This window comes from Brucella sp. IR068 (genome assembly GCF_049065885.1).
GTDB classification, from domain to species: Bacteria; Pseudomonadota; Alphaproteobacteria; order Rhizobiales; family Rhizobiaceae; genus Brucella; species Brucella intermedia.
Window position 1 is genome coordinate 49,803 of sequence record NZ_JBAKHE010000016.1, and the last position, 25,709, is coordinate 75,511.

The following is a 25,709-nucleotide window of genomic DNA, read 5'->3' on the forward strand; positions in this document are numbered from 1 at the left end:
ATAACTTGGGGGCATACTAATAATCGGAAGTGATTATGGTGGGATGCCTGGCTTCGGTTTCCGTAAAAGCTGGTCTCGGTTTTTCGTCCGTCGCGCCTGGCGGTGAACACACGTACGTCGCTCCTCGTTATCATGGCCCGACCGGCTGGTAGCTTCTATGTCAATGCCCTGATAATGGGGAAGTCTTCCGTGGGATTTATCTGTCTCACGATTGTTGGCATGCTCTTGGCAGATAGCACAATCGTAATTTCTTGTTTTGACAACAGACGGCGTTAGGCCCTCGGTGCGCTATTCCTCGTTCTTTTTTCAGGGGCTGTCGTTGTGTTTGTCCAACAGAAGTTGGAGCTATCCGCAAACCAGACCCGAGAATATTGGCTACTCGTTGGTTCAGTTGGTCATGTGTTCATTACGGGTGTGTTCAGCGCCTTTGCACGGTTGAGGAGGAATTCTCAATGACGAAATCTCCGTCAAACTTCATGAATGAATGCGACATGGCGCCCCGGCTCAATGAAATGTTCGCTTTCTTTTCCGCAACAGCGGGCGGCAAATCAGGTGCTCCTGAAAGGAACCCTGTCGTGGATCCCAGATTATTGCAATTCGATAGTCGATTGTCGCGGTTCGCAAAAGTGCAGCAGACCTTATGGGGGAATTTCGATCCCCATTATTTCAGCAGTATTCCTTATCGCCTCGAAGAGGAAATCCGACTGGGCGACGCATTGTTGGAATATGGAATGAGCAAAGCGCAATCCGGCCATCCTGTAGGATACTATATACTTGGTGCAGCTGAGGGCACTTTTGCACGCACGATCGCCAGTTTGGCGGAGGGGTCAATCTTGACCTTGTCGTGTAGTCCCAACAAGGAAAATGAAGCAAGTTTCTATCGTGGGGGGCGACCACAACATTCTACTTTCTTCCTCGGTCCGTTTCACCGATTAACATCATCCTTTCTTTCAACCGATCCCGTTTTAGCCCCGCTAGGGGGCAAGTTTGACGTCATTGTGGAAGACACGACATTCCAGATGTATTCTGCTAATCGGTCAGGGCAGATCGACTTCGTGAAACAATATTTACATGATGATGGAATATTGCTTTTCGTCGAGAAACATAGGCACCCCGACACGGCGGAGTATGTTCGGCGCGAGCTGCAGAAGGACTATGGCTTTAAGGCGAGATATTTTTCATCCGAAGAAATAGACAAAAAGAGAAAGACAATTCTCCAACGAATGAACCTCAACGAGGTCACTCTGGAGGATATGGCATCCACCATCGGCGAACATTTCAATCACGCCTGCATTACCTGGAATAGCGGAAATTTCTATACAATCGCGGCGAGCAACAATGCCGATAACCTAACTGCATTGGTGCAGCAAATGTGCGATCCCTGCATACCGAACGAATACGTCTATGAAGAACTACCGGGTGCCTTGGCTGGCTTTTCAACAACCCTGCCCAGATTTCGACAACCCGCCAGAAAATCGCGATGAAACAGCCAGAAATGGAATTCGGCACAAAGAGCGATCAGGCGGTGATGTTTCATTTTCTAGCGGCGATGCTCGTTTCTAACACCGGTCGGAACGCCTACTTTGTTTGCATAATATGGGGTGGCCTCACCTCGGAAAACGATGCGCGGGTTGTCCCATTTCTGTTATTTGCAAGTACCTTGTCGCAGTTTCTCGTCAGTGGAATATCCGGCCATATAGCCGATGTAGCGGACCGGCGATATCTCGTTATGGGTATGGATGCGGCCCGAGCGGTCATTGTTGCATTAACGGGTTACGCGGTATTAGCGGACATTGGGGTTACAGCTCTGATTTTGTCGGCTGCGCTTTATTCGGCCGCCGATCGCGGCTACCTCACCGCCATGCAGTCTGTGATCCCCGGTCTGCCCCGGAGTGCAGTTACAGCCAATTCTGCGTCCTATCTGATGATGCAATCGGGTACATTCCTCGGAGCGGCTCTGGCGGGTTTCCTTCTTAATTTCCTGTCTTATGGTGCGGCACTGTCGCTAATTAGCAGTATGTTTATTCTGTCTGGTGCCTTTTTAGGGGCAAAGCGAAGTTTCTCTTTTAACAAGAATCGGACTGAAACTGGTGATTTTGAGCGACCGAAGTACTTCTCTTCGATAGGGCCACTGATTGAGAACAAACTATTTTTACCCACCCTGTGTTACAGTTTTTCGTTTGGGGTAGGGATTTTTGTCAACGCTCTTCTGGCGGTTTATGTCCTCAACGAATTGAATGGCAATGCGGTTCTGTTTAGCAAGCTTGAATCTGCATGGGCACTGGGCGGTGTGCTCATATGTCTTGTATTGGCAGCGGGTTCCGGATCGGCTTTGTTGAAGCCTGGGCAGACCGGGTTTCTGTTTTTTTCAGGCATAGCTTTGGTGCTGCTTTGGATAATTCCGCTTCGCATTCCTGTTGCTATCCTTCTCGTCCTGCTCGGTGTCACATACAATCTGAGCCGGATCGGTCTGGATGTACACGTCCAGCACAATGTCCACCCAGCATTTATCGGACGCGCGAGAGGGGCCATTAACTCGATAGCGACAGGGCTTGGATTGCTGATTTATGTTCTGATCGCGATGGTTGGCGACGCTATGCTCCCTTCGCACATTCTCGCGGGATATGGCGTTTGCGCCATCATCGCAGCGGTGACATTCATGATCGCTTCCAATAGCCGCCCAGAATGTAACAGGAGTGGGCGAGATTGATTCATTCGTCCGACATCCGCAGCGCGTTGAACAGCCTGGTTCCCCTGGTGGAGGATTACTGGGATAGTTCCGTCTCGGCATATTCGGCTGCATTATATGATGGATTTCAAACGAATGATTTAGATGTCAGGCAAGATGCGTTTGGCCGGCTTGTCAAACTTCTCCGCAGGCGGGCGTTGCAATCAGGGTATAGCGATGCAGAAGCGCATACGCTGACAAATCAACTTCGATGCAGGCCAGTCATTCAGACAGGGCCCCATTGTCATCTCATTATCGAGCCGGACGCATTTTTCACCCACCTCTTCAGCATCATGGGCTTAAAAGCGCTCGCTGAATGCTGGCACATTCATTATTCCGTTTCGACAGTGAAATTCATCGAGAAAGCGAAGAAGGGACCCGGATGGCTTTGGCTTGATGGGCAGCATGTAAACGTCTTTGGTTTATCTCGTAGCAAAATGGAGCCTTACAGTGTCTGCGGCCGCCAAGATCGTTTCCGTTTCCTTTTGACTTCCCCTAACGACCAAGCACCCCGCCCGGCACTTGATCGGTTGAGTTCCATTCTTCCCGAAGACGAATTCCCCTCTGCAGCAGAGGCAATCAAGACAGCGAACCAGCATCTATGGCCAAATTGCTTCGGTTGTCAGAACAAATATCTTCAACTGGACGACGCGGATCTCGCCCTCCTTGTGCTTGACCATCTTCTGGATCCAACTTCCTGGCTGTCGCGCCATTTCTTCGATGCGCCCCATATGGTCGCTGCTTTTATGAACGAGGTCAAAAAGCTCGATCTCGGCCCATGGGCTGGGTGGTTCAAGTTCGGCACGGACTTTTTCTGGCGGATACGGGATGGACGGATAAAGCGGTTGAAGCTTGAGAATAACAGGTTGCGCGATGAAGCTGGAACGTTCGAGTTACACCTCAATTCCCGGTCTCTGGCTGAGGCTCTGGAAGCGGAAGAGATCATGCCGGGTCTCTTTCTTGTATTTCTGGTTCTCTCCATACTTCCCGGTACGAGAGTGCTGGGCGGTAGTAGGCAGGTCGTATACTATCCGTTGATGCGTTTGGCATTTTTGTCTGCGCTCGACAGTTCTGCGGCTCCCGTCAATAAGGTCCTGGCAGAAAGTGTTCGATCAGATCGGATGCCCAGTGTCTGGGGACATCGGACGATTGCTCCTGCCTTTGCGTCCCCGTGGGAACTCTACACGACAACCGGTGATGATCCGGAGGCCAGAGAGCTGATACTGGAGGCATTCGCCGGCCGTACTCTAATTTCAGCGAGTGCGGGCCTCCCGTCATTTTTAGAAGATGAGCTTTGGGCCCGATTGTGCGTTCGGGCCAAATCCGGCCATTGGCACGTTTGAGCCTTTGATCGAAGGGCCGCGCATCACCATTTCGCGTCGAATGTATTCGGCCGTCGCTTTCAAATCCGGAGGCCCACTGATGACTAAACACATGACAACCATCCGCCGCCTCGAAACAGCGGACCTGGAAGCATTCCGACGTGTGCGGCTGGAAGCTCTTCTCTGTGAGCCTGCCTCATTTACGAGTACCTATAGGGATTAGGCTGTTATGTCGGAAAACGACTGGCGGCAGCGATTGAACGATCCGGTTTTCGCCATTTTTCAAGACGGGGACCCGATAGGCCTTATAGGCCTCGTTCGGGAACGCTTGCCCAGGGCAGCTCACCGTGCCTCGATTACGATGGTGTATATTCGCAAGAATTTTCGGGGGAGTGGACTAGCGAAGTCTCTTCTGGACACGGTTGCAAAATTTGCGTGGGATATCGGTGTGACACAGCTGGAACTGACTGTAAGTTCCGAAAACCCTGTGGCAATTAGCTTCTACCGCCGGGAAGGCTTTGTCGAAATTGGCCGTATTCCGGCTGGCTTCATACACGAGGGCAGAGAAATTGATGACGTTTTGATGGTGCGTCGTCTGGCAATCGAGCCGACGGAAACGAAGTTGCGCCCTGTGTGATAATATACTGGAACTTTGCGACCAGTTCCGCGCATCCGTTCCTCTGCCCGGCAGCCTCGTAGCGGGTCGAAAGATCCATTTTTTACAATGTGGTCCCTGTAAAAAGCAGGTCATGTCCTAACCGACAGATTGTCGAGTTTACTCCGTAGATGAATGCACCGCGCCGCGCATGACTGCGAATATGAACATTCGTGAGATTTTTGCGCGCAACCTCAGAATAATGCGACACGCAAGGGGCTTGTCGCAGGAGAAACTTGCGCATCAGGCTGGTATTGATCGGACATATATAAGCTCTCTCGAGAGATGCATTTATAGTCCGACCATCGATATGGTCGCCACCCTTGCCGAGATACTGGAAGTTTCCCCGGCGGATTTGCTTACGCATGAATCGAACAGCGGGAATTCGCGTCCGCGGAACCGAAAACCTTAGAAGCGGCTAGCCTCGTTGTAGCTATTATTCCAGCATTTGGGTTTACCGTAAGCTGGCTGCGGAATGGCATAGCATGGCCGCGACTTCATACGATTTCACGAACGCCGGAACAGGAAGAAACTCAAACCGTGAATGGAAATTATACGCGCCTGTGAACATATTGGGCGTCGGAATACCGCGCTCAGACAAGACTGCACCATCGGTTCCTCCGCGCATTGAAATGAGTTTCGGTTTGACGTTCACCCTGTCGAGAGACGCCAGGAGTAACTTCATCGCTCGAGGATCGGCCGAGAAAAACGGGCCGACATTTCGATACTCATCGGTTATGCGGCATTGGATTTCGCCAGACGGGTATTGCATTTTCATCGCATCTACGATGGCAATGATTTTCTGCTTTCGCGCCTCGAATGAAGCGGTGTCGAAGTCGCGTATCAGAACCCGGAGCGTTGCTGTGCTGTCGTTGGCGACAAGATCCGACATCCAGTAAAATCCTTCTGTTCCATCCGTATGTTCAGGTGTGTCCTTTCGATCGAACTTGGCGATGAAATCCTGCGCCATAAGCACGGGGTTTACAAGTTTACCTTTCGCTGACATCGGGTGTGCGCTGACCCCCTCAAAGGTGATTTCGCAAGTGGCCGCATTGAAGTTTTCGGTTACGACCTCACCAAGTTCACAACAATCGATCGTATAGGCAAAGTCACAGTTAAATCTTTCCAGATCCAGCGCTTTGGCACCTCTCAGCCCGATTTCCTCATCGGGGACAAAGGCGACGGCCACATCGCCATAGTTTCCGGCCTCATCCAGGCGGGCCATAAGTGTCATGATAACGGCGATTGCAGCCTTATTGTCCGCTCCAAGTACACTTGTTCCATCGCTCGTGATGACATCATGGCCAACCCATCGATTGATTTCCGGATGCTGGTCAACGCGCAACCAGATATCCTTTTCCTGGTTAAGACAGAGGTCACAACCAGTGACGCGATGTATTTGAGGGCGAATGCTGGCCTGCAGACCCACATCTGCGGTATCGAGATGAGCAATGAAACCGATGCGTGGCGCATCAGGCTGAGTACCGCGCCTTATCCCGGTCACGATGGCTTGGTCATCAACGACAACCTCCTGAACTCCCAAGGCGATCATCTCCCGGGCCAAAAGGCGCGCGAGCTCCATTTGGCCAGGAGATGATGGCAAGCGCGATGAGGATGCGTCGCTTTGACTTGCAATTGCGACATAGCGGAAAAAGCGCTCCGTCAATTCACTGCTGATATCCATAGTGTGACTTCCAGTCTCAAGAGGTTTGCTTGATCGTTTTACAGCGGGACCGGTCACAGGCTGACACGACCGCAGCCTCCGGAAATCTCGACGTTTGTCCCGAAAACCGAGGATCGGTCCGCAAACTGATGCAAAATTCGATCTGCGTTCTGCTGTCTCGCCAGTTCGGGCACAAGGCGCTGCTCAAACGTTGCCCCGCTTAGTGCCTGTTCACCACCAATAATCAGCGGATGAAGCACCGCCTCGGTCAGGTTGTTGTTATCGTCAAAGGAACATGATCCGATCACGCTCTCCCAGACCTCGGGAGCACGCCACGTGCCCTCTTCTGACGGTACGTGGAAAATGAAGTTACCAAGGCTGTAGAAAATCGGCCTCTTCCGGTAGATCTCCATCCCCTGCAAGACAGGCGCTCCATGGCTCACAAAAGCCGCCGCGCCCGCGTCGATACATTTTTTTGCTATGCTTCTAACCCAGTCTGGCACCTGAAGCCAATCCGTTGCCCAGTGGTGATGGTGCAGATAGGCCATTACCAGACAGCCTTCCCGCGCGGCATCGGCGATAGCCTGGAGATTCATCGCCAGATCGCCATCGTTGATCTTTACGCTTCGTCTGAAATCTTCCGACCGCCGGAAAACAGCCCGCCCGATACAGACTTCCTCCAGCTCGTTGACCGGATATGGATCGTTCGGTTGACTGTCATTGGTCAGTGCCAGTTGCGTATAGCCCACCTTGTCCCGCACGGAACGAAGTTCGTCGAACGTTGCTTTGTCGACATCGATAAGTTGCGAAATGCCCAGGCGATTGACACCCGGTCGTTCCGGCCGGTCTTTCCCCGCATCATCGGCATACATAAAATCGGGACCTGGGCCGCCGTCCATTGCGACGATGGCAATCTTGCGTTGCCCAATCCAATCCAGACCGGGCTTAGCAGCGTCTTGATAGTTTCGACCGATCCCGGCATGCAGGAAGCCCCGCTGCTCTACTTCTTCCAAAGTCGAAAGTATGCCTGAGGGTCCCAGGTCGAACGCATGATTGTTGGAAAGGGAAAGAGCCTGAAATCCGATATCCTGAAGTGCGTCCAGAACGACGGGCTTGCTGCAGTCGAAAAATGAACCCTTCAGGGGCCAACCACCGTAGCGCCCGGCTATGGTACCTTCGAAATTGGTAAAAGCCAGGTCAGCGTTCTTTAAGATTGCACGGACCTCCTGAAAAGCTGGATTGGAAACGCTGCGGGTATCGTGCTTGATCAGGGATTGCCCGGTTACAGCGACGGTGAAGCTGTTGGTCATGATTGTCCTCTTTCGGCATGCGTTGCGATTGGCCATATGAACGGGAAGCTGGAACGTGGCTATTCCCGCTCATGACCGCTCGCGTGTGGTGAATGGTGTATGCTTCTATTGGATGAATCGGTTGGAACGAGCCGCGACCAGACTGCGCGTGTAAGCGTTCTGGGATTGCGCAAATACGGTTGCAGAGGGCCCGGAATCTTCGACGCGGCCGTTCCTCAAAATGTAAATCTGGCTGCAGAGATCCTGAACGACGGCAAGATCATGCGAAATGAAGATCATCGAAAGGCGGTCTTCCACAATGCGCTCCTTCAGAAGGTCGATGATCTCGGCTTGAACCGAGACATCGAGCGCAGAGGTCGGTTCGTCGGCAACAATGATCTGTGGGCGCGCAAGAAGTGCGCGCGCAATACAGATACGCTGCTTCTGCCCGCCTGAAAGCTGATGCGGATAACGGGACAGGAAATTCCTTGCCAGACCAAGCCTGTCCATCATCCCTCCGACGTGAGAATTGGTCGTCAACCGGTTAGCCAGGCGATTTGAGGATCGAATAGCCTCCTCAAGTGTATCGCCGATCGTCATGCGCGGGTTCAACGAAATCGACGGGTCCTGAAAGATCATTTGTACCCGGCCCAGGATTCCGCTCGTTCGGCCATTCTTCGAGACGTCGAATTTAGTTCCATCGATTGCTATCTCGCCGTCACTTGCCGTTTCGAGTCCGGCAATGATCCTGCCCATGGTTGTTTTCCCGCTTCCACTTTCGCCAATAATGCCGGTAACGCTGCCGCGTTGAATTCGGATTGAAATGCGGTCCAGGGCTTTTTGTGATGCGGTGCGTGAAAAAGACCAGGGAAGTCCCGCGGAGCGAAAGCTTTTCGAGACATTGCTCGCCACAAGAATATCAGCAGCCGGTTCTATACCGCCTTCTCGTCTATCAAATATATTCGTCGACCCCGACATATCGGACCGGGAATCGCTGCTGGATAGACGCAATCGAGGCACAGCCGCAAGCAATCTGCGCGTATACTCATTCTGCGGCGCGTCAAGTATGGCGCGGGTTGAGTTTTGTTCTACAACCCTTCCGTGGCGCATCACCAGTACCTTGTCGGTGATCTCGGCTATAACGCCCATATCGTGGGTAACCAGCATGATGGAAACACCGGTTTCATCGACAAGTTCGCGCAGGAGCATCAGGATCTGCTTTTGAACGGTGGCGTCAAGCGCAGAGGTAGGCTCGTCAGCGATAATGAGTTCCGGCGATCCTGCCAGCGCTATCGCGATGACGATGCGTTGCCGCTGTCCGCCCGAGAACTGGTGAGGATAGTCGTCATATCGGCGCTCGGGTTGGGGGATCCCTACCCGTCCGAGGATTTCGATACCGCGTTTGCGGATCTCCCGGCGAGAAAGCCCGGGATGGAACAGGCTGATTGTCTCATCCAGCTGGGCGCCGATGCGCATCAGCGGATCAAGCGATGCCGTATGGTCCTGAAAAATTGCCGAGATCCGTCTTCCCCTCGCTTGCTCCGGACCCGTTGGCAATTCGCCAAGCTCTTGTCCGGAAAATCGGATAGAACCGGAAGTCTGCTTGAACCGCGGTCCCAGTAATCCGATGATCGCATTGCCTAAAGTCGACTTGCCTGCACCGGATTCTCCGATAATGCCAAGAATCTGGCCGTTACCGAGTGCCGTGCTGACATTGTGCAAGATCGGGATTGGGCCATTTGTCGTGGCATACTGCAAAGAGAAATTGCTGATCTCCAGAAGGTTCGTGCTCATGTCTTCAGTCATTGTGTACGGTTCCTTGGATCGAATCTGCGACGAAATTCCTCGCCCACGAAGTTCACGCTCGCGATAAGCCCGAACAGGGCGAGGCCCGGAAAAAAGCTGATCCAGTACTGGCCGGTCATCAGGTACTGAAATCCATTGGCCACTGCAGAACCAAGCGATGGCTGATCCACGGGGACGCCAAGACCGAGAAAGGAGAGGGTGGCTTCAAGCGCAATCGCGTGCCCGACTTCGATCGGAACGAGCGTGAGCGCTGGAGCTATGCTGTTCGGCAGAAGATGACGAAAGATCACCCGAAAAGTTGGTAATCGGAGCAAATGAGCAGCGTCGATATAGGATTTCCCTCGTTCACTCATTGCAACGGCCCGTGCCACCCGTGCATAATTTGCCCACTGGACAATGATTAGTGCGAGGATGATGCGGTCGACGCCTGGTCCCAGTGTGACAATCGCGATCAGCGCGATCAGCATCGAAGGAAGGCTTAGAAACAGATCGACCGTCCGCATGATGAAGGCGTCAACCCGCTTGCCGAAATAAGCGGCAGTGACCCCGGCAGTCAGACCGATCAGACCGGCTATTGCCGTGCTGATGAGGGATACGGCGAGGCTGATGCGCAAGCCGTAAAGAATGGTGCTTGCGATATCGCGGCCCAACCCATCGGTACCGAGGAAATACACATAACCGCCACTTCCCGTTGTTCCGGGAGGAGAAGAAGCCTCCCACGCGAAAATCTGAAGCGGGTCATAGGGATTCTGCGGCGCTATGAATGGTGCCGCAAGCGCGAGTAGGACAAAGACAGTGAAGATGACGGTTGATGGTGTTTTGGGAAGCAGGAAAGGGAGCTTCCAAGCTTTCCGGAGAGTTTCGGCATTCATGGCAAGCTACCTTTGTGAAGAATGGCGTATGCGCGGATCAATGAACGCGTGAAAAAGATCGACAAGCGCGTTGAGCACAACGAAGGTGACGGAAACGAATGTCAATGTTGCCATCACGACCGGGCGATCAAGAAGCTGGATCGAGTCGATGAGCAGCTTTCCGACACCAGGCCAGGCAAAAATGGTTTCAACGACCACTGCAAAAGCAAGCATGGCACCAAATTGCAGGCCGATGACGGTCACTATTGGCACGCTGATATTGGGGAGGGTGTGACGAAACAGGATCCGGCTGGGTGAGAGCCCTTTTGCCCGGCAAAATCGGGTGAAATCCAGATTCTCCACTTCCACGGTACCGGCTCGGGCCAACCGGGCAATCAATGCTATGTTCGGTATGGCCAGCGAAAGCGCCGGAAGAGCCAGATGTTTCAGTCCGTTTGCCGTCAGGAAACTCCATTCAACGCCGAACAGTTGGGCGGTGTTGCCGCGACCCCCTGACGGGAACCAGCCCAACGTGACGGCTCCGAGGAGGATCAGCACCATACTGAGCCAGAAAGCAGGAATGCTGATTGCAAACACACTGGCTCTCAAAACGAACCGGTCAATCAGGCTTCCCTGATTGCGCCCTGCAATGAGGCCAAGCAGAACTCCGCCAGGTGCTGCAAGGAGCATTGCTGCCGAAGCCAGTTCAAAGGTTGCTGGCAACTTGGCCATAACCAGCGAGAAAGCCGGTAGATGGTAGATATACGAGGTGCCAAACGATCCAGTAAGGAGCGATTTCACGAAAATCAGATACTGTTGCCACACGGGCTGGTCGAGCCCGAGCGCAATCGTTGCATTTCGTATGTCCTCAGCGGTTGCCGTCTCCATATTGACGATATTGAAGACCGGGTTTCCAATACTGTGAATCCCGATGAATCCGATCAGCGACATGACGAAAAGCAGAACCAGTGCCTGTCCGAGGCGACCAGTGACGGCAGCGATCAAGCCCATGGTCACTCTCCCGCCGGCACGGCTTGCATGGCGGTTGTCCATCCGCGTGGGTGAACTGTGTAGGAGGCAACACGCTTTCCATAGCCCGCTATATGGTGGAAATGGTAAAGCGGAATAATTGGATAGTCTGCCATCACAAGATCGGTTGCGCGGGCGACCGCATCGTCCCGCTTCAACCCAACCTCAATAGTCTCTGCTTCGGCAAGCGCTTTGTCGAACGCTGGATTGTGATAGTCGCCGTAATTCAATGACCCGGTTTTCTTTTCGTCATTCTTTGAAGCCAGGACCGCATCCAGACAGATCGCAACTGCATCGCCGGAACAGCCCGCATACCAGACCGGATAATCTCCTTGGTTCAGTTTGTTCGCATAGACAGAGTAGGGCGCTACAGCCGGCTTTACGCGAACCCCGATGCGCGCCCAGTTTTGGGCGACGGCCTGCAGCGATTCGCTATCACCGGGATAACGTCCTCCAGGCCCCCCGATCTCGAGATTAAAGCCGTCCTTGAAACCCGCCTGGGATAGCAGGTCTTTGGCACCTTCATAATCAGGTTTGGAGACGGAAAGCCGATCCGAGGTGCCCGGTAAGCCGGTTGGAAAGAGCTGGGAGGCTGCGCTTCCGTAGCCCATAAGAATCTTCTGTGCCAGAAAATCGCGGTCTGTCGCCATTGTCAGGGCCTTGCGCACTCGTACATCCCGAAACGGATTTGCTATGGGAGCACCGGAATTGTCGGTTATGCCGGGAAGTTGTTTGCGACCGATATCAAATTGCAGGAAATTGGATCGGGCCGCACTTGTGCTTTCTATTTTTGCTCCGCGCTGCTTGAGCATTTCTACATCGCGCGCGGGGACAAAGTCGGCCAGATCGACGTCTCCGGTTGCCAGTGCTGCCACACGGGCGGCAGGGCTTTCAATGATGCGGAATAACACTTCAGACCAAGCTGGCTTTTTCCCCCAGTAATCTTCGTTCTTGACCAGTTTCAGGGATTCGCCCGATTGCCAGCTGTGGAATTTGTAGGGACCGGTGCCAATTACGGCCGCGCCTTGGTTCATCTCGTCGGTCGCTTTGAAGCCGCTATCGTCACGCCGCACTACAAATACTGAAGCAAGTGACAATGGAAGAGTCGGATCAGCTTCGCTCGTTTCGAAGATAACGGTATGCGGGTCTGTCGCGGTTACATTGCTGATGGCTTGCGTATAGGCGGCCAGACCACCGCTCGGTGGTTTGAGATAGTGCTGGATACGCTCGACGGTAGCGACAACGTCCTGTGCCGTAAAAGGTGAGCCATCATGAAACTTCACGTCTTCGCGAAGCTTGAATTCCCATTGTTTGTCTGACAGGCGCTTCCAGGACGTGGCGAGACCCGGCTGGGGCTCCATGTTTTCGTCCTGGTAAACCAGCCGTTCGAAAATATGGGAAAGAAGCGAGGTATTTTCGTTGAGATCCGCATAGTGCGGATCGAGCGTCATGAGCTTGTAGGCGGTTGCGACTTTAAGCGTCTGCGCGCTGGCGTGAACTGCCGTCAGGCCTCCCAGCATTGAAATGCTAACGCCCGCGCAGATAAGCGCCCGGCGAAAACTGCCGACTGATATCATTGAAATGCTCCCTTGGATGTTTCGCAGCACGCCACAATCCGGGTCCGTGCTCCTCCTGCGAAAAAATCTTTGCCCATATCCGGACCTGTTCTGCCCGGCTGTTTGCTCCCTCGAATTTTGTAGAGTTTACTCTGTAGTGGAATACTCAACAGAACGCAATAAGTTCAAGGATGGAAAACCGTGATATCTTTGCCCGTAACCTGTTCTGGCTAAGGAACGAGCGAAAACTCTCTCAGGAAGAGCTGGGGTTTCGTTCCGGTTTGCATCGCTCGACGATTCAGAACCTTGAAAATCGAAAGCACTCGCCAACGCTGAAAAATCTGGCGAAGCTGGCCGCTGCGCTCGACGTGACGATCGAAGAGCTGGTCAGTCCTCGCAAGGAGGACTGAGATTTGTATCCTTTAAAATCGTCAACAGGTCGGCAGCCACCGATCGAAACGGAGGCCAGGGGAATTCGTCGCAATCGGGCTGGAGGACACCCAGCGTTATCAGTGCATGCAGTTTTGCGACTGCACCGTAAATGGACCGGGCCGGTGTATCCCATAGTGCGTGCGCGGCTGCCCCTTCACGTTCGGAAGCCTCGCTCTCCGCTTCAAGCGCGCGCGTATATCCGGTCAGTTCGTGCGCAAGCTCCCGTACAGCATAATGCTCTTTCAATCGCTTATTTGCTTCTGCGCGCGCTTCCGCCAGCGATGGGCCCGGAAGGACGTTTTCTATATCCCGGTAGCTCATTACCGAGCATGTCCCCATCCCGGGCACTTCTACCTGGATATAGGGTTCACCGACTTCCCGGAGTAATTTTCTCTCAATATGCTGCTGCAACCGGCAGAGCTGGCAGAATTCGGTATAGGCCTTTTGCCAGATTTCCCATTTTAGCACTGCGGGATCCTCGCCTGGGGCAGGCGACGGCGAATTTGATTTGTGGGAAAGGAATTCCTCGACCGAGGCAAGAATGTTTCGATGGGTACGAGAGGGCAAAGTTCTGCTATTCTCAGAATCAGCCATGATCCGAGCTCCCTAAAGCTTGGGTTGTGGTTAGACTGCGCCGGGTGGTTTCGACACCCGGTGCGGTCGCAATTACCAGAAGCTAGCGCGTTTCTGGGCGGAATGCAATCAGAAAACGATACAGAGTGTCGATATGAACGGTTTACAGTGTCGATTAGCGCGGGTCGCCCTGGGATTAGGAGTCCGCGAGTTGGCGAAAGCAGCCGAAGTGTCGACAGAAACCGTTGTCCGTTTAGAGAAAGGTGAAACTCTTCGACCAGCAACTCTTGAGCGCATCAGGAATGTGTTGGAGGAAGCCGGTATTGTCTTTATTTCGGAAGAGGGCGGGCGCGGATTCGGAATTCTGGTAAGAACGTTGTCTTAAACGAAGCAGACAGCATTTTAAGCTGGCGTCTTTTACGGTTCCTGTTTGGCGAGTGAGTGAAGCCACCTTTGCGATATTTCGCTTCCAAGCGCTCAAATACGGTTCCAGCGGCCTAGGTGCGGCCAGCGCCAGGCCGGTCGTCCACGCATAATCGCTGCAGCGTCAAGAAATGTGAAAGGACCGCTGCGCCGTCGGGAGCTGGAGAACAATATGATCGTGACCTCCACTGATCCCTGTGATGCTCAGGATTCGAGAGGGTGAAATCATGCATGCCAGCCATATCCCGGTTAAAGCACTATTCCCGTCGCTGGCTGTGGCGGCGCTGATGTCCGTGCCAGCAGCGCATCAACGCAGCCGTCTCTTCGCCGTACATCAGTCGCATATTGGTGTCGAAATATGTCGGCGTTGCATCTGCCTTCTTACTGGTCGTCCTCGTCGGCCATGGCGCTAACGGATACTGGGATGCGCTGTCGGATGCCGAAGGCTTGCGTGCTCGTGCCGACGCGGTGATTTCGCAAGGCTGTGGTGGCGTCTGCCAGCGTTGCATCCAGTGAAAGATCAAGGTGTCTCCGGCTGCCGATCTTGTTTGGCCGACAGTAATGCTCGTTCTGACCGTCTTGCAGAAACATTGAAGCCGATCGCGACAGCCATAATTGCACCGGCGAGCAGGAAGGTGAGTTGCATGCCGCTGGCGATTGCCGCAGATCCGGCATGGACAAGCTTTCCCGTCCCGACGCCGAAGGCGAAGACTGCCCCCATGACAGAGGCTCCTCCGATCAACCCAATATTGCGCGATAGGCCGAGAAGTCCTGAAACCGTGCCGCGCCGGTCGGCTGAAACATTCGCCAACGCGGCGGTGTTGTTTGCGGACTGAAAGAGCTGGTAGCCCGGCGTCAGGACGATGATGGAGATTACGTAGCCGACGACCCCGATCATATTTGGCAAGAACGCCAGAAGAAAAGCACCAACTGCCATGAGAACGAGCCCAATCACTAGCACCCGGCTGCTTCCGCAAGTATCAACCAGTCGCCCTGACGGAACGCCGCTGAAAATAAATCCTTCGGCGTTGCTGCGGGATTGAACACGTAGAGCCGTTTCGATGGCAAGTCACGAATACGCAGGACGAGGCGATAGCCAAGCATGGCGCTGATACCGAAGAGGTGATCTGTGAAGCCGGCCGTATCGGCATATTGTTCCCCAACCTGCCGACCTGCCTCGTTCATCAGCAAGCCGTCGAGGATGTACGGTGCTTCGCTGACCGTTGCGGGAATAGTCTGCGATGCGAAGGGCGCGAACTGGTCATTGACGTGAGTGTAGGCTTTCAAGCCAGGCTGATTACCGTACTTCGCGTTGATCATGTTCATGGCCTCGCCCTGTCGTGCCGATGGGAAGAACTGGCCATCGCTCGATGCCGTCGTCCCCATGCCCCAGAACCGGGACATCGGTAGCTTCCCTTGCGCGGCTACGACCATTGCCAGCGCCTGGTCTATAGCCTCCCTCTCGACATGCCAGCGTGCGAGGCGTGAGAGCTGCCAGTAATCCATGCGTGTTCGAGGCTTCCGCCATTTTACGAAGGCCGAGGTTCAATCCCTCCGCAAGCAGGACGTTCAACAAGCCGACCCGGTCAGCGCATGGCGCTCCGGTTCTCAGATGGGAGAAGGCGTCGGAGAAGCCGATCGCCTCATCAACCTCCAGCAGGATGTCTGTGATTCGCACCGGCGGCACGGTTGCGGCTTTCAGCCTCAGGCATCGCAACATCCGCGGCGCGTATCGGCGGAACCGATGATACCATTGTCCGACGTAGGCTAATGGTTCATCCGCCAATGTATTGGTGAGTTGCGTCCCTGCTGCGACCAGTTGTTCAAGTTGATGCCACGCTACCGATCGTGCCATTGCATTTTCTAGCGGAATTCCGTCGTCGCGAGCTTCCAACAAAGAGGCTCCCAACGCCGTGAAAGCGCGAAGCGTATTTGTGACCGCCACCTTGGAACCAGCAATTCGCTCGTCATGGAGCCGTTTCGCCTCTCGCCAGGTTTTCCCGACGATACGGTCGTGGGTCTCGATAATGGCGTCGGCGATCGCGGCTTCCCATTCGGCGGCACAGACGGCGATGATCGCCCATCGCCGATCCGAACTGATGTCGAGCAGGCCATCCGTGAAGTAACGCTCGCCCTGCCGACGCAGACGCGCGATGCGGTGTGGCGGTATACCTACGAGGACCTGATGATCGATCTCCAGACCGCACAGGAACTCCAGCCGATCAAGCAAGCGGTTCGCTGATGCGGAATTACTGCCGACCTCGAACTGGCGAAGCCAGATGAAACGGCTGATGTTTCCGTCCACCATTTCGGTCAGAAGCCCGTCCAGTCGCTCGCGCGCATTAAAATCGAGCCTTTCCACTACCCGTGTCTCGATGCGTCGCTCGGCCGCAACGAGAGCATCGGCGCACAGACGCTCTATCGTTGATACCGCTGGCAGGATGGTCACCATTTTCCTGCCTTGCACGACGAAGCGCTGCGCCAGATCCTCGTTCGACTTCGCATCTTCGGCCTGATCGAAAAGCCAATCTCGCAAATCACGTGCGCCACGGCCCGCGAACGCCTTGTAGCCGTAAATCTCGCGTAAGGCTTCCATATGCTGCTGGCGGGTCTGGCGGCGAGTGGCATAGGTGAGAAGCGCGTCAGCCGGGGTGTCGAGTTGAGCTCCGATAAAGGACAGGAGTTCTTGCGGGATCAACTCGCCGGGCGTGAGCGCACGACCGGGATAGCGAAGGGCACATAGCTGTAGAGCGAACCCAAGCCGATTCTCCGGTCTGCGCCGTTCCCGGATATGTTCAAGGTCGTCGTCGGCCAACGTGTAGTGCCTGAGCAGCGAGAGTTCATCGGTAGGCAGATCGAAGAGTGCTGAGCGCTGTCGCTCGGTGAGAATATGTCGTCTTGGTATGCCGCAACTGTCCCTATTGAAGTATAGTCTGTTCTGGACAACAATCGACCCATACAAATCAAGGCCTTCCGGCACCAAAATCCACGAGGGTTCAATTGGGACAGCGCGCCGCAATCTATTGCCGCGTTTCAACAGCGGATCAGTCATGTGAACGGCAGGAGCGTGACCTCACGGCATTTGCCGACCGTGCTGGTTACGATGTGGCGGGAATTTTCAAAGAAACGGGTTCCGGCGCAAAACTCGACCGAACTGAACGCCGCAAGATCATGGCGCTCGCACAGGCTCGGCAGATCGATGCGGTGCTCGTCACAGAACTGTCCAGATGGGGACGCTCGACCATTGACCTTCTCAACACACTACGCGAACTGGAAGGTTGGAAAGTCTCGATCATCGCCATGAACGGCATGACCTTCGACTTATCCTCACCGCATGGCCGAATGCTCGCAACCTTTCTGTCCGGCATTGCGGAGTTCGAGCGCGACTTGATTAGCGAACGCGTCAAGTCTGGTCTTGCCGCAGCCAAGGCTCGCGGCAGAAAGCTTGGCCGTCAAACAGGGGAACGCCCTAAATCAGATCGGCTTACGCCAAAAGTGATGGCGCTGAACGCGGAAGGCCGTAGCTATCGATGGATCGCACGAAACCTCGGCATCAGCAAGAACACGGTCGCCGATATTGTCCAACGACATCGACCAAATCCTTAGGGTCTCATTCCGCCCCCGAACTTGCAGTAAGGGATGCCGTCCGAGCATTGAGGCTCATAACCTCCTTGGTGCGAGCGCAAATTCTTGTTGTGATCTGCGAGGAGGTGCCGGTAATCAGTCCATCAGAAATGAAGGCTGGTAGGTCTTGTTGTCGCGCCGGTCGAAATCGAACTCGTAAACCAGGCAGGGGGCAAGCCCCTGATGATGCTGGCCAAGAAAGAACAGCAAGCTGTTCGGGCAGGCAGCAAATATGTGAACGAGCGCATCTGGCTCATCAGCCTTAACCGCACGAACGGCGTTAGAAACCTGTTCGGCAAGTGCTGCGGCGTGACCGCCTCCCATGACGTTCTGATGTCCAGGCCCTCCCGGCAGTTGGAACGAAACAAGGCACCCTACGGCAGGAAGCCGGTCTGAGATAAAGCGCAGCGCTTGCGACTCAACGGGTTGCGTGATGCTTAGGGCTACCGCGATCTCGTTCCCTGCGCCGAGCTGATGCTCGGCAGCAATAAGCCCCGGACCGGAGGTGCCGTCGTTCGCCCGCCATACCCTCGCTCCGATGCGGCCCTTCTGGACGAGGTGCGTCTCGATACCGGACTTCATATCCAGCACCGTTCCCGCAAGAAAAGCGATGGACGCGTGAGCGTCGAGTATCACACGCAATCGTGCTGACTTTTTAACGGCATCTCGAAGAAACAACTCTACCAGGGGTCTTATGTCATGCTGCCAATCATTGCCGTTCTGCAGGTAACGCTGACGAAACGAGTCTGTCAGCATGAGCGTGTTGTCCGGCGTCGCGCCGGCTATGTCGGCAGCCGGGCCCAGAAAGCTCCGAATGGCGATAGGCAGGAACGTCTCCTGTTGCGGCTGATCTGTAATCAGCCCCTCTTCGCGGCAGAGCTTGAGGAATGTTTCCCGGGTCAGCGCGTTAAGCTGCCGTATTTTCATCTGACGCGCCAGTTCGTCATAGCGAAAATCGGAATCGGCGGCGCTGCATGCCATGACACCGACTACCTGGGCCTTAAGATTGATCTCGGCGCGCAGTTCATCGAGCGAGCGATGACCTTCAAAGAACCGGAGGCCGGTGACGACAGATTTCAATTCATCATCGGTGGCACAGCCAAGATGCTCGCGCCAGAGCTTGCGCACTTTGCCCATGCGGCTGCGGTCCGTCGTACCGTCGAACAGGCGTTCGATAAGAAGGGTCCGGTCGTGCCCAGCGACGAGCTCCGCCAGAGGATCTCCGTCCTTGATGCGGTAGGTCGTCAGAAACGAAAAGTGAGCCGTCTGCTCTGGCGGGAGCTTCGCCTTGGCATCCTGTAATCGCTGGAGAAGGGAAAACGACTGCGCCCCGATGAAATCCGGATCGACGAGATCTTCATAGCCGAAGCGACCGCCAGTTTCGACGTGCCATTTGATCTGGTGATAATCCACCGCAACCCTTTCCGCACCTGAACGCGGAACGGGGGGATCGTATCTAACAACCACGTCGTCAAACGACTTCGGCCCGTCAGCCTCGAACGTCACTTCGACGACACACGAGTAGTTGTCGAGGAGGTTAAAGGCGTTCTCCCAAAAAATGCGGGACTGATAGTTGTCGCCATGCCAGCGCGCGGTGACCGAGCTAGCCATGGCGCCCCTCCTGGAAAGGAGGCGTCGAGATCATCTTCTCTGCAACTGCCATTGCCCGATCCGGCGTCACGGCGGCTGACGGGTACGCGTCGAGGACGATCGACGGAAGGAGCCTCTGCGTCAGATCCGAGAAGGTGAAGCCGTGAGGCTGCCCCGGTCGCTCCCCCGTGACAGCAACCATGCGATCAACGTCGGCCGCCGAGAAGCCCAACTCGGTTAGAGGACCGTACAGTAGTGCGCGGCGCTGGGCCGCATCGGGCCGGGCGAAGGTCAGGATATCCGCAGCGCGGCGCTTCACCGCCGGGTCCAGCGCACCAAGGCGGTTAGTGCACATGACAACTGCAGCCGGCAAGGCTGCGTTGCCGATGCGGTCGATACCACGGATAAAGGCGTTCACGCCAGCCCGGTCCTCATGATGCATTTGCGCGTTTTCCCGCGATTGCGCGAGCGCGTCTGCTTCATCGACCAGCAGGATGATACCGCCGCGAGCCTTGCCGCCGGCCCCTTTCAGTTTGGAGGCCTCGGAGACGGCGTAGTCGAACGCCGCTGATATAAGCTGCGTCATCTCGCCGACGCGGCCCTGCCCGCGTGTAGAAAGGCTGAGAGGCAGCAGGGTCAGGTCAATATCTTCCTGGCGGGCAACCGCATCGCCGACCGTTTCCGCCAGTTCGGTCTTCCCCGAGCCGACGTCACCCGCAAGCACGACCAGAGGCGGTCTGCGCAGCACCGTCGTCTTAAGGCCATTGATTTGGGGATGATGCTGCCGTGCCCAGGATTCCAGCCCGGATGGATTGACGAGAAGGCCTAGGATCTTTGTCAGCCTGCTTTTCTGGTCGTCAAGGCCCACGAGCCGTGCGAACCGGTCCCGCGCACCGAAGTCCGGATAGGTGATCCGGCGCTCGAAAAACTCATCCGGCGATTTCCTTAGTTCCATTACCAGCTCCTGACACTTGCACGGTTGAGGGCGCGACCGCCGGACGAATAGGTACGGTCGTCGCTGAAGTAGCCGCTGACGCCTGGTTTGGGCGCGTCGCCGCGTAAAAACGGCAGGGTATTCTCGAAAGCGGTGCGTTCCGCCTCGGTCAGCTTGTTCCATGCCGCGCTGTAGGTAAGATACGAATAGAAGGTGGCACCGGAGATATCCGCGCTCGGCCTGATGCGGCCCGGGTCGTCGTCATTGGCCGCTGCGCTTGCGAGATTTTGCGCCGTATAGCGCAGGGTCGGCTCGATCCAGTTGTCATTCCGACGGAAGCCGTATGTGACTTCGCCAAGATAGCCTGCCTTCAGCAGCCCGATGACCTCCTGCTCGTAGGAAGCGATATGGCCATCCGACGGCGCGCCATAGAGTCGCTGCATGCGCTTGAGATCGGTCGCGACCTTGGCTGCCATGTGCCGGGCGTGCGTGATCGTGAAGCTTTGGGTATCTGAATAAGTATAACTTTCCGACATGATGCCTCACACCTGAAACGACGAGCCGAACACTTTTTGCCAGTAATAGACCGTCTCCTGCTTGGTCGGCGCAGCAAGGGCGGCATCGATGGCATCACCGGCGTCGAGCGCAGCATCGACGATCATGTCGGCCTCACGCGGCGTGTAGAGCCGGCTGACGTTGTTTTCGGCGTTCACTGGATCGATGATCTGAACCCGGTCCGTGAAGGTGCCTACCCTTGATGCGGGGTAGTAGTCGGAGAAAACGATACACTCCCGGAAATCGCTGCGGACGACATAGGTGAAGAAGTGCTGGAGCGCTTCGGGGTAGTCAGAGAAATCGGCGCCAGCGTCTTGAAGATGCGCGAGGATCATCTCGACCATGAACGACTTGAAGCGGAAACCCTCGCGCTCCCGCTTCATGATGCGTGTCCAGTATTTTGCAAGCCGTACAACCTGCGCGAAGTGGGGCTTCTGCGCGGCCTTACGGCGCGCCGCGAAATCGAGATGCAGCGGTATGCTGGTCTTCAGGAATGAGCCGTCTTCCTGGCTGATAAGATTGCCGTACCATTGGGGATCGTTGTCATACAGGATCGGCACGACATCCACGTCGAGACCCGTGCCACGAAACGAGACGGTAACGCTGTAAGTCTGCGGCTTCACCTGGTCCGGGCTGAAATTCGGAAAGGCCTTACGCAGGCGCTCCGCGAGATATTCGAGGAGCGCCGCGACGTCGCGCGGCGCCGACCCGCCGCTAATATAGCAGGCGACATCAATGTCGTTGAGAGACCGCAAGGCCGTGCCCTTTGCAAGGCTCCCGGAGAGCATCATCTTCCGCAGAGTGAAATCCGGGTGCTCCGCGAGATAGCCGTCAAGCTTCTCCCGAAGCCGGCGAGCCTGCGCCCGGTATTCCTCCGCCTTTTCGCGGGGAAGGTTCACTTTTTCCTCTGCAAAGCGGACCAAGGCGGCGTGATCGACATGTATCCGGCTCATCGTCAGGTATTCCTTGCGCTTGACGGGTTAGACATGAGATATATGTCTTGAATGTAGGATGCCGCCTAACCAGCGTCAAGTTTATCATGACGGGAAAGACATGCCCAACAACGAAAGCCCAAGTGACATCTTTCGCGAAAGGCTGAAAAGTGCTCGTGAATTAAGAGGTTATAGCCAGGAACAGCTCGGCGCGCGTGCCGGTATGCCGGCTAGCTCCATCGCCCATTTCGAGACTGGGCGCAAGCCGTCCTTCGATTCGTTACGGCGACTCGCCAACGCGCTAGAGATTACCACGGACTACCTGCTGGGGCGTGTGGACAGCCCGGAACTCGCGCAGGCGGGCGATCCCCTCTTTCGGGACATAGGCAAGCTGACCGGCAACGACCGCGAAATCGCCAAGGACTTTCTGGAAATGCTAGCGAAACGCAATGCGAAGAAAGACAAGGACTCTTGAGTCGAATATTCAGCCTTAAGCTCGCCCGGCAGACGGCCGAGGCCTTTCTCAAACAAGAAGGGATCCTGACCCTGCCTGTCGATCCGTTCGCCATCGCCGAGAGCCGCGAGATCATGGTTGAGGGCAAATCCGAAAGTGCCGGAGGCGTTTCTGGAATGCTCCTGCGCCATGGAAACAACTTCGGGATCATTTTTGCGACGCATATCCAGAGCCCTGGGTTCCAGCGTTTCAGCATCAGCCATGAACTCGGCCATTACTTCCTGCCCGGCCATATTGACCAAGTCATCAGGGACGGCGTTCACGTCTCTCGCGCCGGCTTTGTGACCAACGATCCCTATGAGCTGGAAGCCGACCACTTCGCAGCCGGATTGCTGATGCCGGAAATGCCTTTTCGCAAGGCGATGGACGGCTTCGATCCCGGCCTCGACGCAATCGACCGCATAGCCGAACTCTGCGTCACCTCGCGCACCGCGACCGCCATCCGGTTCGCAGAACTTTCAGATGCTGCCGTCGCCGTGATCATCAGCACCGACGGAATTATCGATTACTGCTTCATGTCCGAAGCTATGAAGTCGCTGCCCAAACTCGACTGGATTCGCAAAGGCACACCGCTGCCTTCGGGTACGGCCACCGCACAGCTTGCGACCAACCGCGAACGGGTCGCTGCCGGCGCACGTATTGTAGACGAAGTGGACGTGAGGGACTGGCTAGGTGGTACAACTCGTGCGACCGTCACGGAAGAGACCGTCAGCCTAGGGTCTTATGGCAAAGTTCTGACCGTCCTCACCTCAACGACAATCGGGCAGAATAACGATCGCGATGACGATGAGGACGACGAAGAAAGCTTGATCGAAAGCTGGACACCCCGGTTCAGGAAATAGGATAATGCAGAGCATTTCGTACAAGCGAAATTCGGTCGGCAAACGGCACGTCAGGCGGCTTCTTTCATCGCTTCATTGATTTTAGGTTGCAGTAAATCTGACAGACGCGCACTCGTGATTCTTTGGAGGCGGTGCCTTCCAACGAGAGTACCGTTCGTCCCAGAGCACCTGCGCCTGACATCAAAGGACGGCGCTCAAGCCTTCGGAGTTTTTCAATGGTGTCGGCCGATCGCGGACGACGAATGCTCTTAAGGTGTCATTTCGCCCCCAGCCGGAACCGACCCCACCATAAGTCCTGCGAATGCCAACGCCAGGTTTAGGCGAGCCCGCATAGGCTATAGCGGGCCGCGGTCGGCTTCTCGCCACGGATGTGCGCGGCCTCGCCGACATAGGTATCGTCTCCCACCTGGGCGTCGTAGGGGAGATGCTTGCCGCATTTCGGAAATGCGCACACGCCGCCGCTCCGAAATGCCAGAATAATTCTGGTCGGGTAACTAGCGCCCATAGCCTACGCCTGTCCGCGCGCGGGCGCTGCTATGGTCTCGGTGAAAGGATTGAAGCGCGTTGACGAGCATTCCCCCAGGGCAAGTGCCTACTTAGCTATTAATGACGTCTTGGAGCGCAGCAATTTTTGCTAGTATATCGTCGAATGACAGCGGTGTTTGGTCAAACATCATCGGCGACATGGCCCGATAATCTGCTCTCAGGTCTTTGACGCGCGCGTCGTCCGGCTTCAGCCGGAGCGTGCCTGGCCGAGCCGTATCGTAGCGGGCCCAGCTCGAACGAAAGAAGGTGGCTTTATGAAGCGCGACCTGCGCCAGCAGATCGAAGTCGGCAATGGCGGCTCGGCCCTCATCCGTGTCGAGGAGCATGGCGAGGTCGTAGTAGTGCCGAGAGAAATACTGCGGCGTCGGCGACTCCGCAGGGCGATGCGCCTCCGCATGGAGCGCGGTCGCCTTCTCCCAGAAGGTGCGCCGCGCTGACAGCACCATCACGGTGGTGTCGGGATCGGCGAAGAAGCCGGGATAGTCGTCGGCTGCGTAGGGACGGATGACCTTTTCTTCGGTCGGCCAGGGATCACCGCGCGCGCCCAGTTCGAATTTCACTCGCGGGGTGATGTAGGACATGCCCTCGTATTCGGCGACAGGTAGCGCGGTCGGATAGTGGAAGTTGATCGTCTGGGCGTCGCCTGCATCTATCTCCAGCGACCACTCGCCGTTGGTCGGTTCGCCGAGTTGTTCGACGATCGCGGCGCGAAGCGCCGGGAGGAGTTTCTCGGCGATGTGTCGCTCGACGTCGCTGACCAGGTCGTCGATAAGCCGGGCCGCCTGCTTCCTGCTGATCCCCTCCTTTTCGGGATCGCGCTCGCCAGTGTATCCGAGTTCCGTCCGGTCGAACGATAGATCGATGTCTTCGGAGAACCGGCGGATGGCATTGAACGCCTTGGACAAGGACGTGCCGCCCTTGAAGATAAGGGTGGCCGTGGTGCCCTTCGGGAGACCGAACAGGCGCCTTAGGCTCCAGCAGACCCAAAAGTCCTTTTCGATGATCGTGTCGGCGACGCCCCGGCCGGCGCCGGTCTCCCCGAAGAGAGCTGCGCGTTCGCCGGCGGGGAGACGGGCGACATCATCCATCGATATCGGCCACCGCTGCGTTGGCAATCGAAACGAGCGTGGGTCGCATCCAGGCAGGCGCTTGAAGGGCGGTTGAAGCAAGCGTCTTCTTGTCGTTGGCCGAAAGCTGGCGCGCTGCGATTTGCGCGACATCAGCCGCCCGAACAGGGCCGACATGGCGAAGGGCCTGAACCACCGTTCCAGCGGGGCTACCCGGCGCGATCAGATGCTTGGGCGAAGCGTGGCGAAGATCCACGACGCGCTTTCCCAGCACGACGCGCCGCGAGGGACCATCGGTGAGATAGGTGCTTTGGGCCGGGACCTGCGTCGAAAGGCCGAGCGCGTTCGCTGCCCGCGCGCCGGCAATCTGCACTTGGGAGCCGGTCTCCCGGGCGAGCGCCTGAGCGACATCGTCAGGAGTGGGTGACAGCGCCCCGAGCTTCGGGTGCAGTTTCGGAAAGTCGTAGAGCCCGCGCGCAAGCCGGCGGAGCTGTCCGCCCTTCACCAACCGGGAAAGGGCTTGATCGACGGACGGGCGAGCGGCAACCGTGAGGAAGTCACTGGGCGTAAAGACGCTGCCGCGCCCGCTGGCGCGGACGCGCTTCATGACCCGGTCAGGAACAGAGGCGGCTATCGTCTTCATGCGTCAGAAAATAAGGTATCTTTTTCTGACATTCAAGGGCATATGTTAGGTGGTGTGGCTGGTCGCAGTCACGGCCTCGATTTCCGGCTTCCAATTTTGCTAAAAATAGTTGATGACGGTACTTTAGAGGCTGCG

Annotated in this window: 25 protein-coding genes and 2 pseudogenes; 11 read left to right on the forward strand and 16 right to left on the reverse strand. The window is 55.9% G+C overall.

What is annotated here, in order from left to right; all coding sequences use genetic code 11:
• Positions 1 to 452: 452 nt before the first annotated feature.
• The 5 genes and pseudogenes from ACOWVS_RS20385 (at position 453) to ACOWVS_RS20405 (ending at position 5,117) form a co-directional block, all read left to right on the forward strand.
• A complete protein-coding gene (locus ACOWVS_RS20385) occupies positions 453 to 1,484 on the forward strand; it encodes a hypothetical protein (RefSeq protein WP_075042367.1) in 1,032 nt (343 codons plus the stop codon).
• The gene (locus tag ACOWVS_RS20390; RefSeq protein WP_075042368.1) at positions 1,481 to 2,710 is read left to right on the forward strand and encodes an MFS transporter; all 1,230 of its coding nucleotides are present in this window, start codon (positions 1,481 to 1,483) and stop codon (positions 2,708 to 2,710) included. Before ACOWVS_RS20385 ends, ACOWVS_RS20390 begins: the two co-directional genes overlap by 4 nt.
• Complete coding sequence (locus tag ACOWVS_RS20395) at positions 2,707 to 4,071, forward strand: hypothetical protein (protein WP_081375294.1); 1,365 nt, start codon at positions 2,707 to 2,709, stop codon at positions 4,069 to 4,071. Before ACOWVS_RS20390 ends, ACOWVS_RS20395 begins: the two co-directional genes overlap by 4 nt.
• Before the next feature lie 79 nt (positions 4,072 to 4,150).
• Positions 4,151 to 4,687 (forward strand): annotated as a pseudogene (locus ACOWVS_RS20400) (GNAT family N-acetyltransferase).
• Positions 4,688 to 4,868: 181 nt separating this feature from the next.
• A complete protein-coding gene (locus ACOWVS_RS20405) occupies positions 4,869 to 5,117 on the forward strand; it encodes a helix-turn-helix domain-containing protein (RefSeq protein ID WP_075042404.1) in 249 nt (82 codons plus the stop codon).
• A 42-nt stretch (positions 5,118 to 5,159) separates the two neighbouring features.
• On the opposite strand, the gene pepT is transcribed toward ACOWVS_RS20405, so the two are convergent.
• From pepT to ACOWVS_RS20435, 6 genes are all read right to left on the reverse strand, one after another.
• Positions 5,160 to 6,389, reverse strand: a complete 1,230-nt coding sequence (gene pepT, locus ACOWVS_RS20410) for a peptidase T (RefSeq protein WP_075042369.1) — start codon at positions 6,387 to 6,389, stop codon at positions 5,160 to 5,162.
• 53 nt (positions 6,390 to 6,442) lie between these two features.
• Positions 6,443 to 7,678: a CapA family protein gene (locus ACOWVS_RS20415; protein ID WP_075042405.1), complete on the reverse strand. Its 1,236-nt coding sequence runs from the start codon at positions 7,676 to 7,678 to the stop codon at positions 6,443 to 6,445.
• Between the two features lie 105 nt (positions 7,679 to 7,783).
• Entirely contained in the window at positions 7,784 to 9,463 is a 1,680-nt protein-coding gene (locus ACOWVS_RS20420) for a dipeptide ABC transporter ATP-binding protein (protein ID WP_075042370.1), read from the reverse strand.
• Positions 9,460 to 10,335 carry an ABC transporter permease gene (locus tag ACOWVS_RS20425; RefSeq protein ID WP_075042371.1) on the reverse strand — a complete coding sequence of 292 codons (876 nt, stop codon included), beginning with the start codon at positions 10,333 to 10,335 and terminating at the stop codon, positions 9,460 to 9,462. Before ACOWVS_RS20425 ends, ACOWVS_RS20420 begins: the two co-directional genes overlap by 4 nt.
• A gap of 6 nt (positions 10,336 to 10,341) precedes the next feature.
• Entirely contained in the window at positions 10,342 to 11,325 is a 984-nt protein-coding gene (locus ACOWVS_RS20430; protein ID WP_075042372.1) for an ABC transporter permease, read from the reverse strand.
• Between the two features lie 2 nt (positions 11,326 to 11,327).
• Positions 11,328 to 12,920, reverse strand: coding sequence for an ABC transporter substrate-binding protein (locus ACOWVS_RS20435; protein WP_139309312.1), 1,593 nt, complete (start codon positions 12,918 to 12,920; stop codon positions 11,328 to 11,330).
• A gap of 170 nt (positions 12,921 to 13,090) precedes the next feature.
• Here ACOWVS_RS20435 and ACOWVS_RS20440 point away from each other — a divergent pair, with 170 nt between their 5' ends.
• Positions 13,091 to 13,309 (forward strand): helix-turn-helix domain-containing protein, encoded by a 219-nt coding sequence (locus ACOWVS_RS20440; RefSeq protein ID WP_075042373.1) that lies wholly within the window; start codon positions 13,091 to 13,093, stop codon positions 13,307 to 13,309.
• Here the strand turns inward: ACOWVS_RS20440 and ACOWVS_RS20445 are convergent.
• A complete protein-coding gene (locus ACOWVS_RS20445) occupies positions 13,287 to 13,925 on the reverse strand; it encodes a hypothetical protein (protein WP_075042374.1) in 639 nt (212 codons plus the stop codon). The genes ACOWVS_RS20440 and ACOWVS_RS20445 overlap by 23 nt on opposite strands.
• Before the next feature lie 133 nt (positions 13,926 to 14,058).
• Between ACOWVS_RS20445 and ACOWVS_RS20450 the strand changes: the two genes are divergently transcribed.
• The gene (locus tag ACOWVS_RS20450) at positions 14,059 to 14,289 is read left to right on the forward strand and encodes a helix-turn-helix domain-containing protein (RefSeq protein ID WP_075042375.1); all 231 of its coding nucleotides are present in this window, start codon (positions 14,059 to 14,061) and stop codon (positions 14,287 to 14,289) included.
• 386 nt (positions 14,290 to 14,675) lie between these two features.
• Positions 14,676 to 14,843, forward strand: a complete 168-nt coding sequence (locus ACOWVS_RS20455) for a hypothetical protein (RefSeq protein WP_247644463.1) — start codon at positions 14,676 to 14,678, stop codon at positions 14,841 to 14,843.
• Positions 14,844 to 14,847: 4 nt separating this feature from the next.
• Here the strand turns inward: ACOWVS_RS20455 and ACOWVS_RS20460 are convergent, their stop codons facing one another.
• Positions 14,848 to 15,264 (reverse strand): hypothetical protein, encoded by a 417-nt coding sequence (locus tag ACOWVS_RS20460; RefSeq protein ID WP_345569098.1) that lies wholly within the window; start codon positions 15,262 to 15,264, stop codon positions 14,848 to 14,850.
• 77 nt (positions 15,265 to 15,341) lie between these two features.
• Positions 15,342 to 17,232: pseudogene (locus ACOWVS_RS20465) on the reverse strand (Tn3 family transposase); the annotation flags it as partial.
• 95 nt (positions 17,233 to 17,327) lie between these two features.
• Between ACOWVS_RS20465 and ACOWVS_RS20470 the strand changes: the two are divergent.
• Entirely contained in the window at positions 17,328 to 17,933 is a 606-nt protein-coding gene (locus tag ACOWVS_RS20470; protein WP_075042378.1) for a recombinase family protein, read from the forward strand.
• Between the two features lie 114 nt (positions 17,934 to 18,047).
• Here ACOWVS_RS20470 and ACOWVS_RS20475 read toward each other — a convergent pair whose 3' ends face one another.
• The 4 genes from ACOWVS_RS20475 to ACOWVS_RS20490 are packed head-to-tail and all read right to left on the reverse strand — an operon-like array spanning position 18,048 to position 21,983.
• Positions 18,048 to 19,562, reverse strand: coding sequence for an SAVED domain-containing protein (locus tag ACOWVS_RS20475; protein WP_075042379.1), 1,515 nt, complete (start codon positions 19,560 to 19,562; stop codon positions 18,048 to 18,050).
• Positions 19,555 to 20,496 carry an AAA family ATPase gene (locus ACOWVS_RS20480; protein WP_075042380.1) on the reverse strand — a complete coding sequence of 314 codons (942 nt, stop codon included), beginning with the start codon at positions 20,494 to 20,496 and terminating at the stop codon, positions 19,555 to 19,557. Before ACOWVS_RS20480 ends, ACOWVS_RS20475 begins: the two co-directional genes overlap by 8 nt.
• On the reverse strand, positions 20,496 to 21,011 hold the full coding sequence (locus ACOWVS_RS20485) for a hypothetical protein (RefSeq protein WP_075042381.1): 516 nt from the start codon (positions 21,009 to 21,011) through the stop codon (positions 20,496 to 20,498). The genes ACOWVS_RS20480 and ACOWVS_RS20485 overlap by 1 nt, the downstream gene beginning before the upstream one ends.
• 6 nt (positions 21,012 to 21,017) lie before the next feature.
• Entirely contained in the window at positions 21,018 to 21,983 is a 966-nt protein-coding gene (locus tag ACOWVS_RS20490; RefSeq protein WP_075042382.1) for a CBASS oligonucleotide cyclase, read from the reverse strand.
• 100 nt (positions 21,984 to 22,083) lie between these two features.
• Here ACOWVS_RS20490 and ACOWVS_RS20495 point away from each other — a divergent pair, with 100 nt between their 5' ends.
• Both ACOWVS_RS20495 and ACOWVS_RS20500 read left to right on the forward strand, forming a co-directional pair.
• A complete protein-coding gene (locus ACOWVS_RS20495; RefSeq protein ID WP_075042383.1) occupies positions 22,084 to 22,437 on the forward strand; it encodes a helix-turn-helix domain-containing protein in 354 nt (117 codons plus the stop codon).
• Positions 22,434 to 23,318 carry an ImmA/IrrE family metallo-endopeptidase gene (locus tag ACOWVS_RS20500; RefSeq protein ID WP_075042384.1) on the forward strand — a complete coding sequence of 295 codons (885 nt, stop codon included), beginning with the start codon at positions 22,434 to 22,436 and terminating at the stop codon, positions 23,316 to 23,318. The genes ACOWVS_RS20495 and ACOWVS_RS20500 overlap by 4 nt, the downstream gene beginning before the upstream one ends.
• A gap of 316 nt (positions 23,319 to 23,634) precedes the next feature.
• Here ACOWVS_RS20500 and ACOWVS_RS20505 read toward each other — a convergent pair whose 3' ends face one another.
• The 3 genes from ACOWVS_RS20505 to ACOWVS_RS20515 form a co-directional block, all read right to left on the reverse strand.
• Positions 23,635 to 23,823: a hypothetical protein gene (locus tag ACOWVS_RS20505; protein WP_247644464.1), complete on the reverse strand. Its 189-nt coding sequence runs from the start codon at positions 23,821 to 23,823 to the stop codon at positions 23,635 to 23,637.
• A 91-nt stretch (positions 23,824 to 23,914) separates the two neighbouring features.
• Complete coding sequence (locus ACOWVS_RS20510) at positions 23,915 to 24,952, reverse strand: nucleotidyl transferase AbiEii/AbiGii toxin family protein (protein ID WP_075042385.1); 1,038 nt, start codon at positions 24,950 to 24,952, stop codon at positions 23,915 to 23,917.
• Positions 24,945 to 25,574, reverse strand: coding sequence for a DUF6088 family protein (locus tag ACOWVS_RS20515; RefSeq protein ID WP_247644465.1), 630 nt, complete (start codon positions 25,572 to 25,574; stop codon positions 24,945 to 24,947). The genes ACOWVS_RS20510 and ACOWVS_RS20515 overlap by 8 nt, the downstream gene beginning before the upstream one ends.
• Positions 25,575 to 25,709: the final 135 nt, after the last annotated feature.

Excerpts from the sequence above, each read along its gene's own strand:
- ACOWVS_RS20450 (WP_075042375.1), top strand. The coding sequence starts at position 14,059 with ATGAACGGTTTACAGTGTCGATTAGCGCGGGTCGCCCTGGGATTAGGA.
- ACOWVS_RS20415 (WP_075042405.1), bottom strand. The coding sequence starts at position 7,678 with ATGACCAACAGCTTCACCGTCGCTGTAACCGGGCAATCCCTGATCAAG.
- ACOWVS_RS20445 (WP_075042374.1), bottom strand. The coding sequence starts at position 13,925 with ATGGCTGATTCTGAGAATAGCAGAACTTTGCCCTCTCGTACCCATCGA.
- ACOWVS_RS20475 (WP_075042379.1), bottom strand. The coding sequence starts at position 19,562 with ATGGCTAGCTCGGTCACCGCGCGCTGGCATGGCGACAACTATCAGTCC.
- ACOWVS_RS20430 (WP_075042372.1), bottom strand. The coding sequence starts at position 11,325 with ATGGGCTTGATCGCTGCCGTCACTGGTCGCCTCGGACAGGCACTGGTT.
- ACOWVS_RS20510 (WP_075042385.1), bottom strand. The coding sequence starts at position 24,952 with ATGGATGATGTCGCCCGTCTCCCCGCCGGCGAACGCGCAGCTCTCTTC.
- ACOWVS_RS20480 (WP_075042380.1), bottom strand. The coding sequence starts at position 20,496 with ATGGAACTAAGGAAATCGCCGGATGAGTTTTTCGAGCGCCGGATCACC.
- ACOWVS_RS20425 (WP_075042371.1), bottom strand. The coding sequence starts at position 10,335 with ATGAATGCCGAAACTCTCCGGAAAGCTTGGAAGCTCCCTTTCCTGCTT.
- ACOWVS_RS20440 (WP_075042373.1), top strand. The coding sequence starts at position 13,091 with ATGGAAAACCGTGATATCTTTGCCCGTAACCTGTTCTGGCTAAGGAAC.
- ACOWVS_RS20495 (WP_075042383.1), top strand. The coding sequence starts at position 22,084 with ATGCCCAACAACGAAAGCCCAAGTGACATCTTTCGCGAAAGGCTGAAA.
- ACOWVS_RS20420 (WP_075042370.1), bottom strand. The coding sequence starts at position 9,463 with ATGACTGAAGACATGAGCACGAACCTTCTGGAGATCAGCAATTTCTCT.
- ACOWVS_RS20405 (WP_075042404.1), top strand. The coding sequence starts at position 4,869 with ATGAACATTCGTGAGATTTTTGCGCGCAACCTCAGAATAATGCGACAC.
- ACOWVS_RS20435 (WP_139309312.1), bottom strand. The coding sequence starts at position 12,920 with ATGATATCAGTCGGCAGTTTTCGCCGGGCGCTTATCTGCGCGGGCGTT.
- ACOWVS_RS20390 (WP_075042368.1), top strand. The coding sequence starts at position 1,481 with ATGAAACAGCCAGAAATGGAATTCGGCACAAAGAGCGATCAGGCGGTG.
- ACOWVS_RS20515 (WP_247644465.1), bottom strand. The coding sequence starts at position 25,574 with ATGAAGACGATAGCCGCCTCTGTTCCTGACCGGGTCATGAAGCGCGTC.
- ACOWVS_RS20485 (WP_075042381.1), bottom strand. The coding sequence starts at position 21,011 with ATGTCGGAAAGTTATACTTATTCAGATACCCAAAGCTTCACGATCACG.
- ACOWVS_RS20490 (WP_075042382.1), bottom strand. The coding sequence starts at position 21,983 with ATGAGCCGGATACATGTCGATCACGCCGCCTTGGTCCGCTTTGCAGAG.
- ACOWVS_RS20460 (WP_345569098.1), bottom strand. The coding sequence starts at position 15,264 with ATGGCAGTTGGTGCTTTTCTTCTGGCGTTCTTGCCAAATATGATCGGG.
- ACOWVS_RS20385 (WP_075042367.1), top strand. The coding sequence starts at position 453 with ATGACGAAATCTCCGTCAAACTTCATGAATGAATGCGACATGGCGCCC.
- ACOWVS_RS20505 (WP_247644464.1), bottom strand. The coding sequence starts at position 23,823 with ATGGGCGCTAGTTACCCGACCAGAATTATTCTGGCATTTCGGAGCGGC.
- pepT (WP_075042369.1), bottom strand. The coding sequence starts at position 6,389 with ATGGATATCAGCAGTGAATTGACGGAGCGCTTTTTCCGCTATGTCGCA.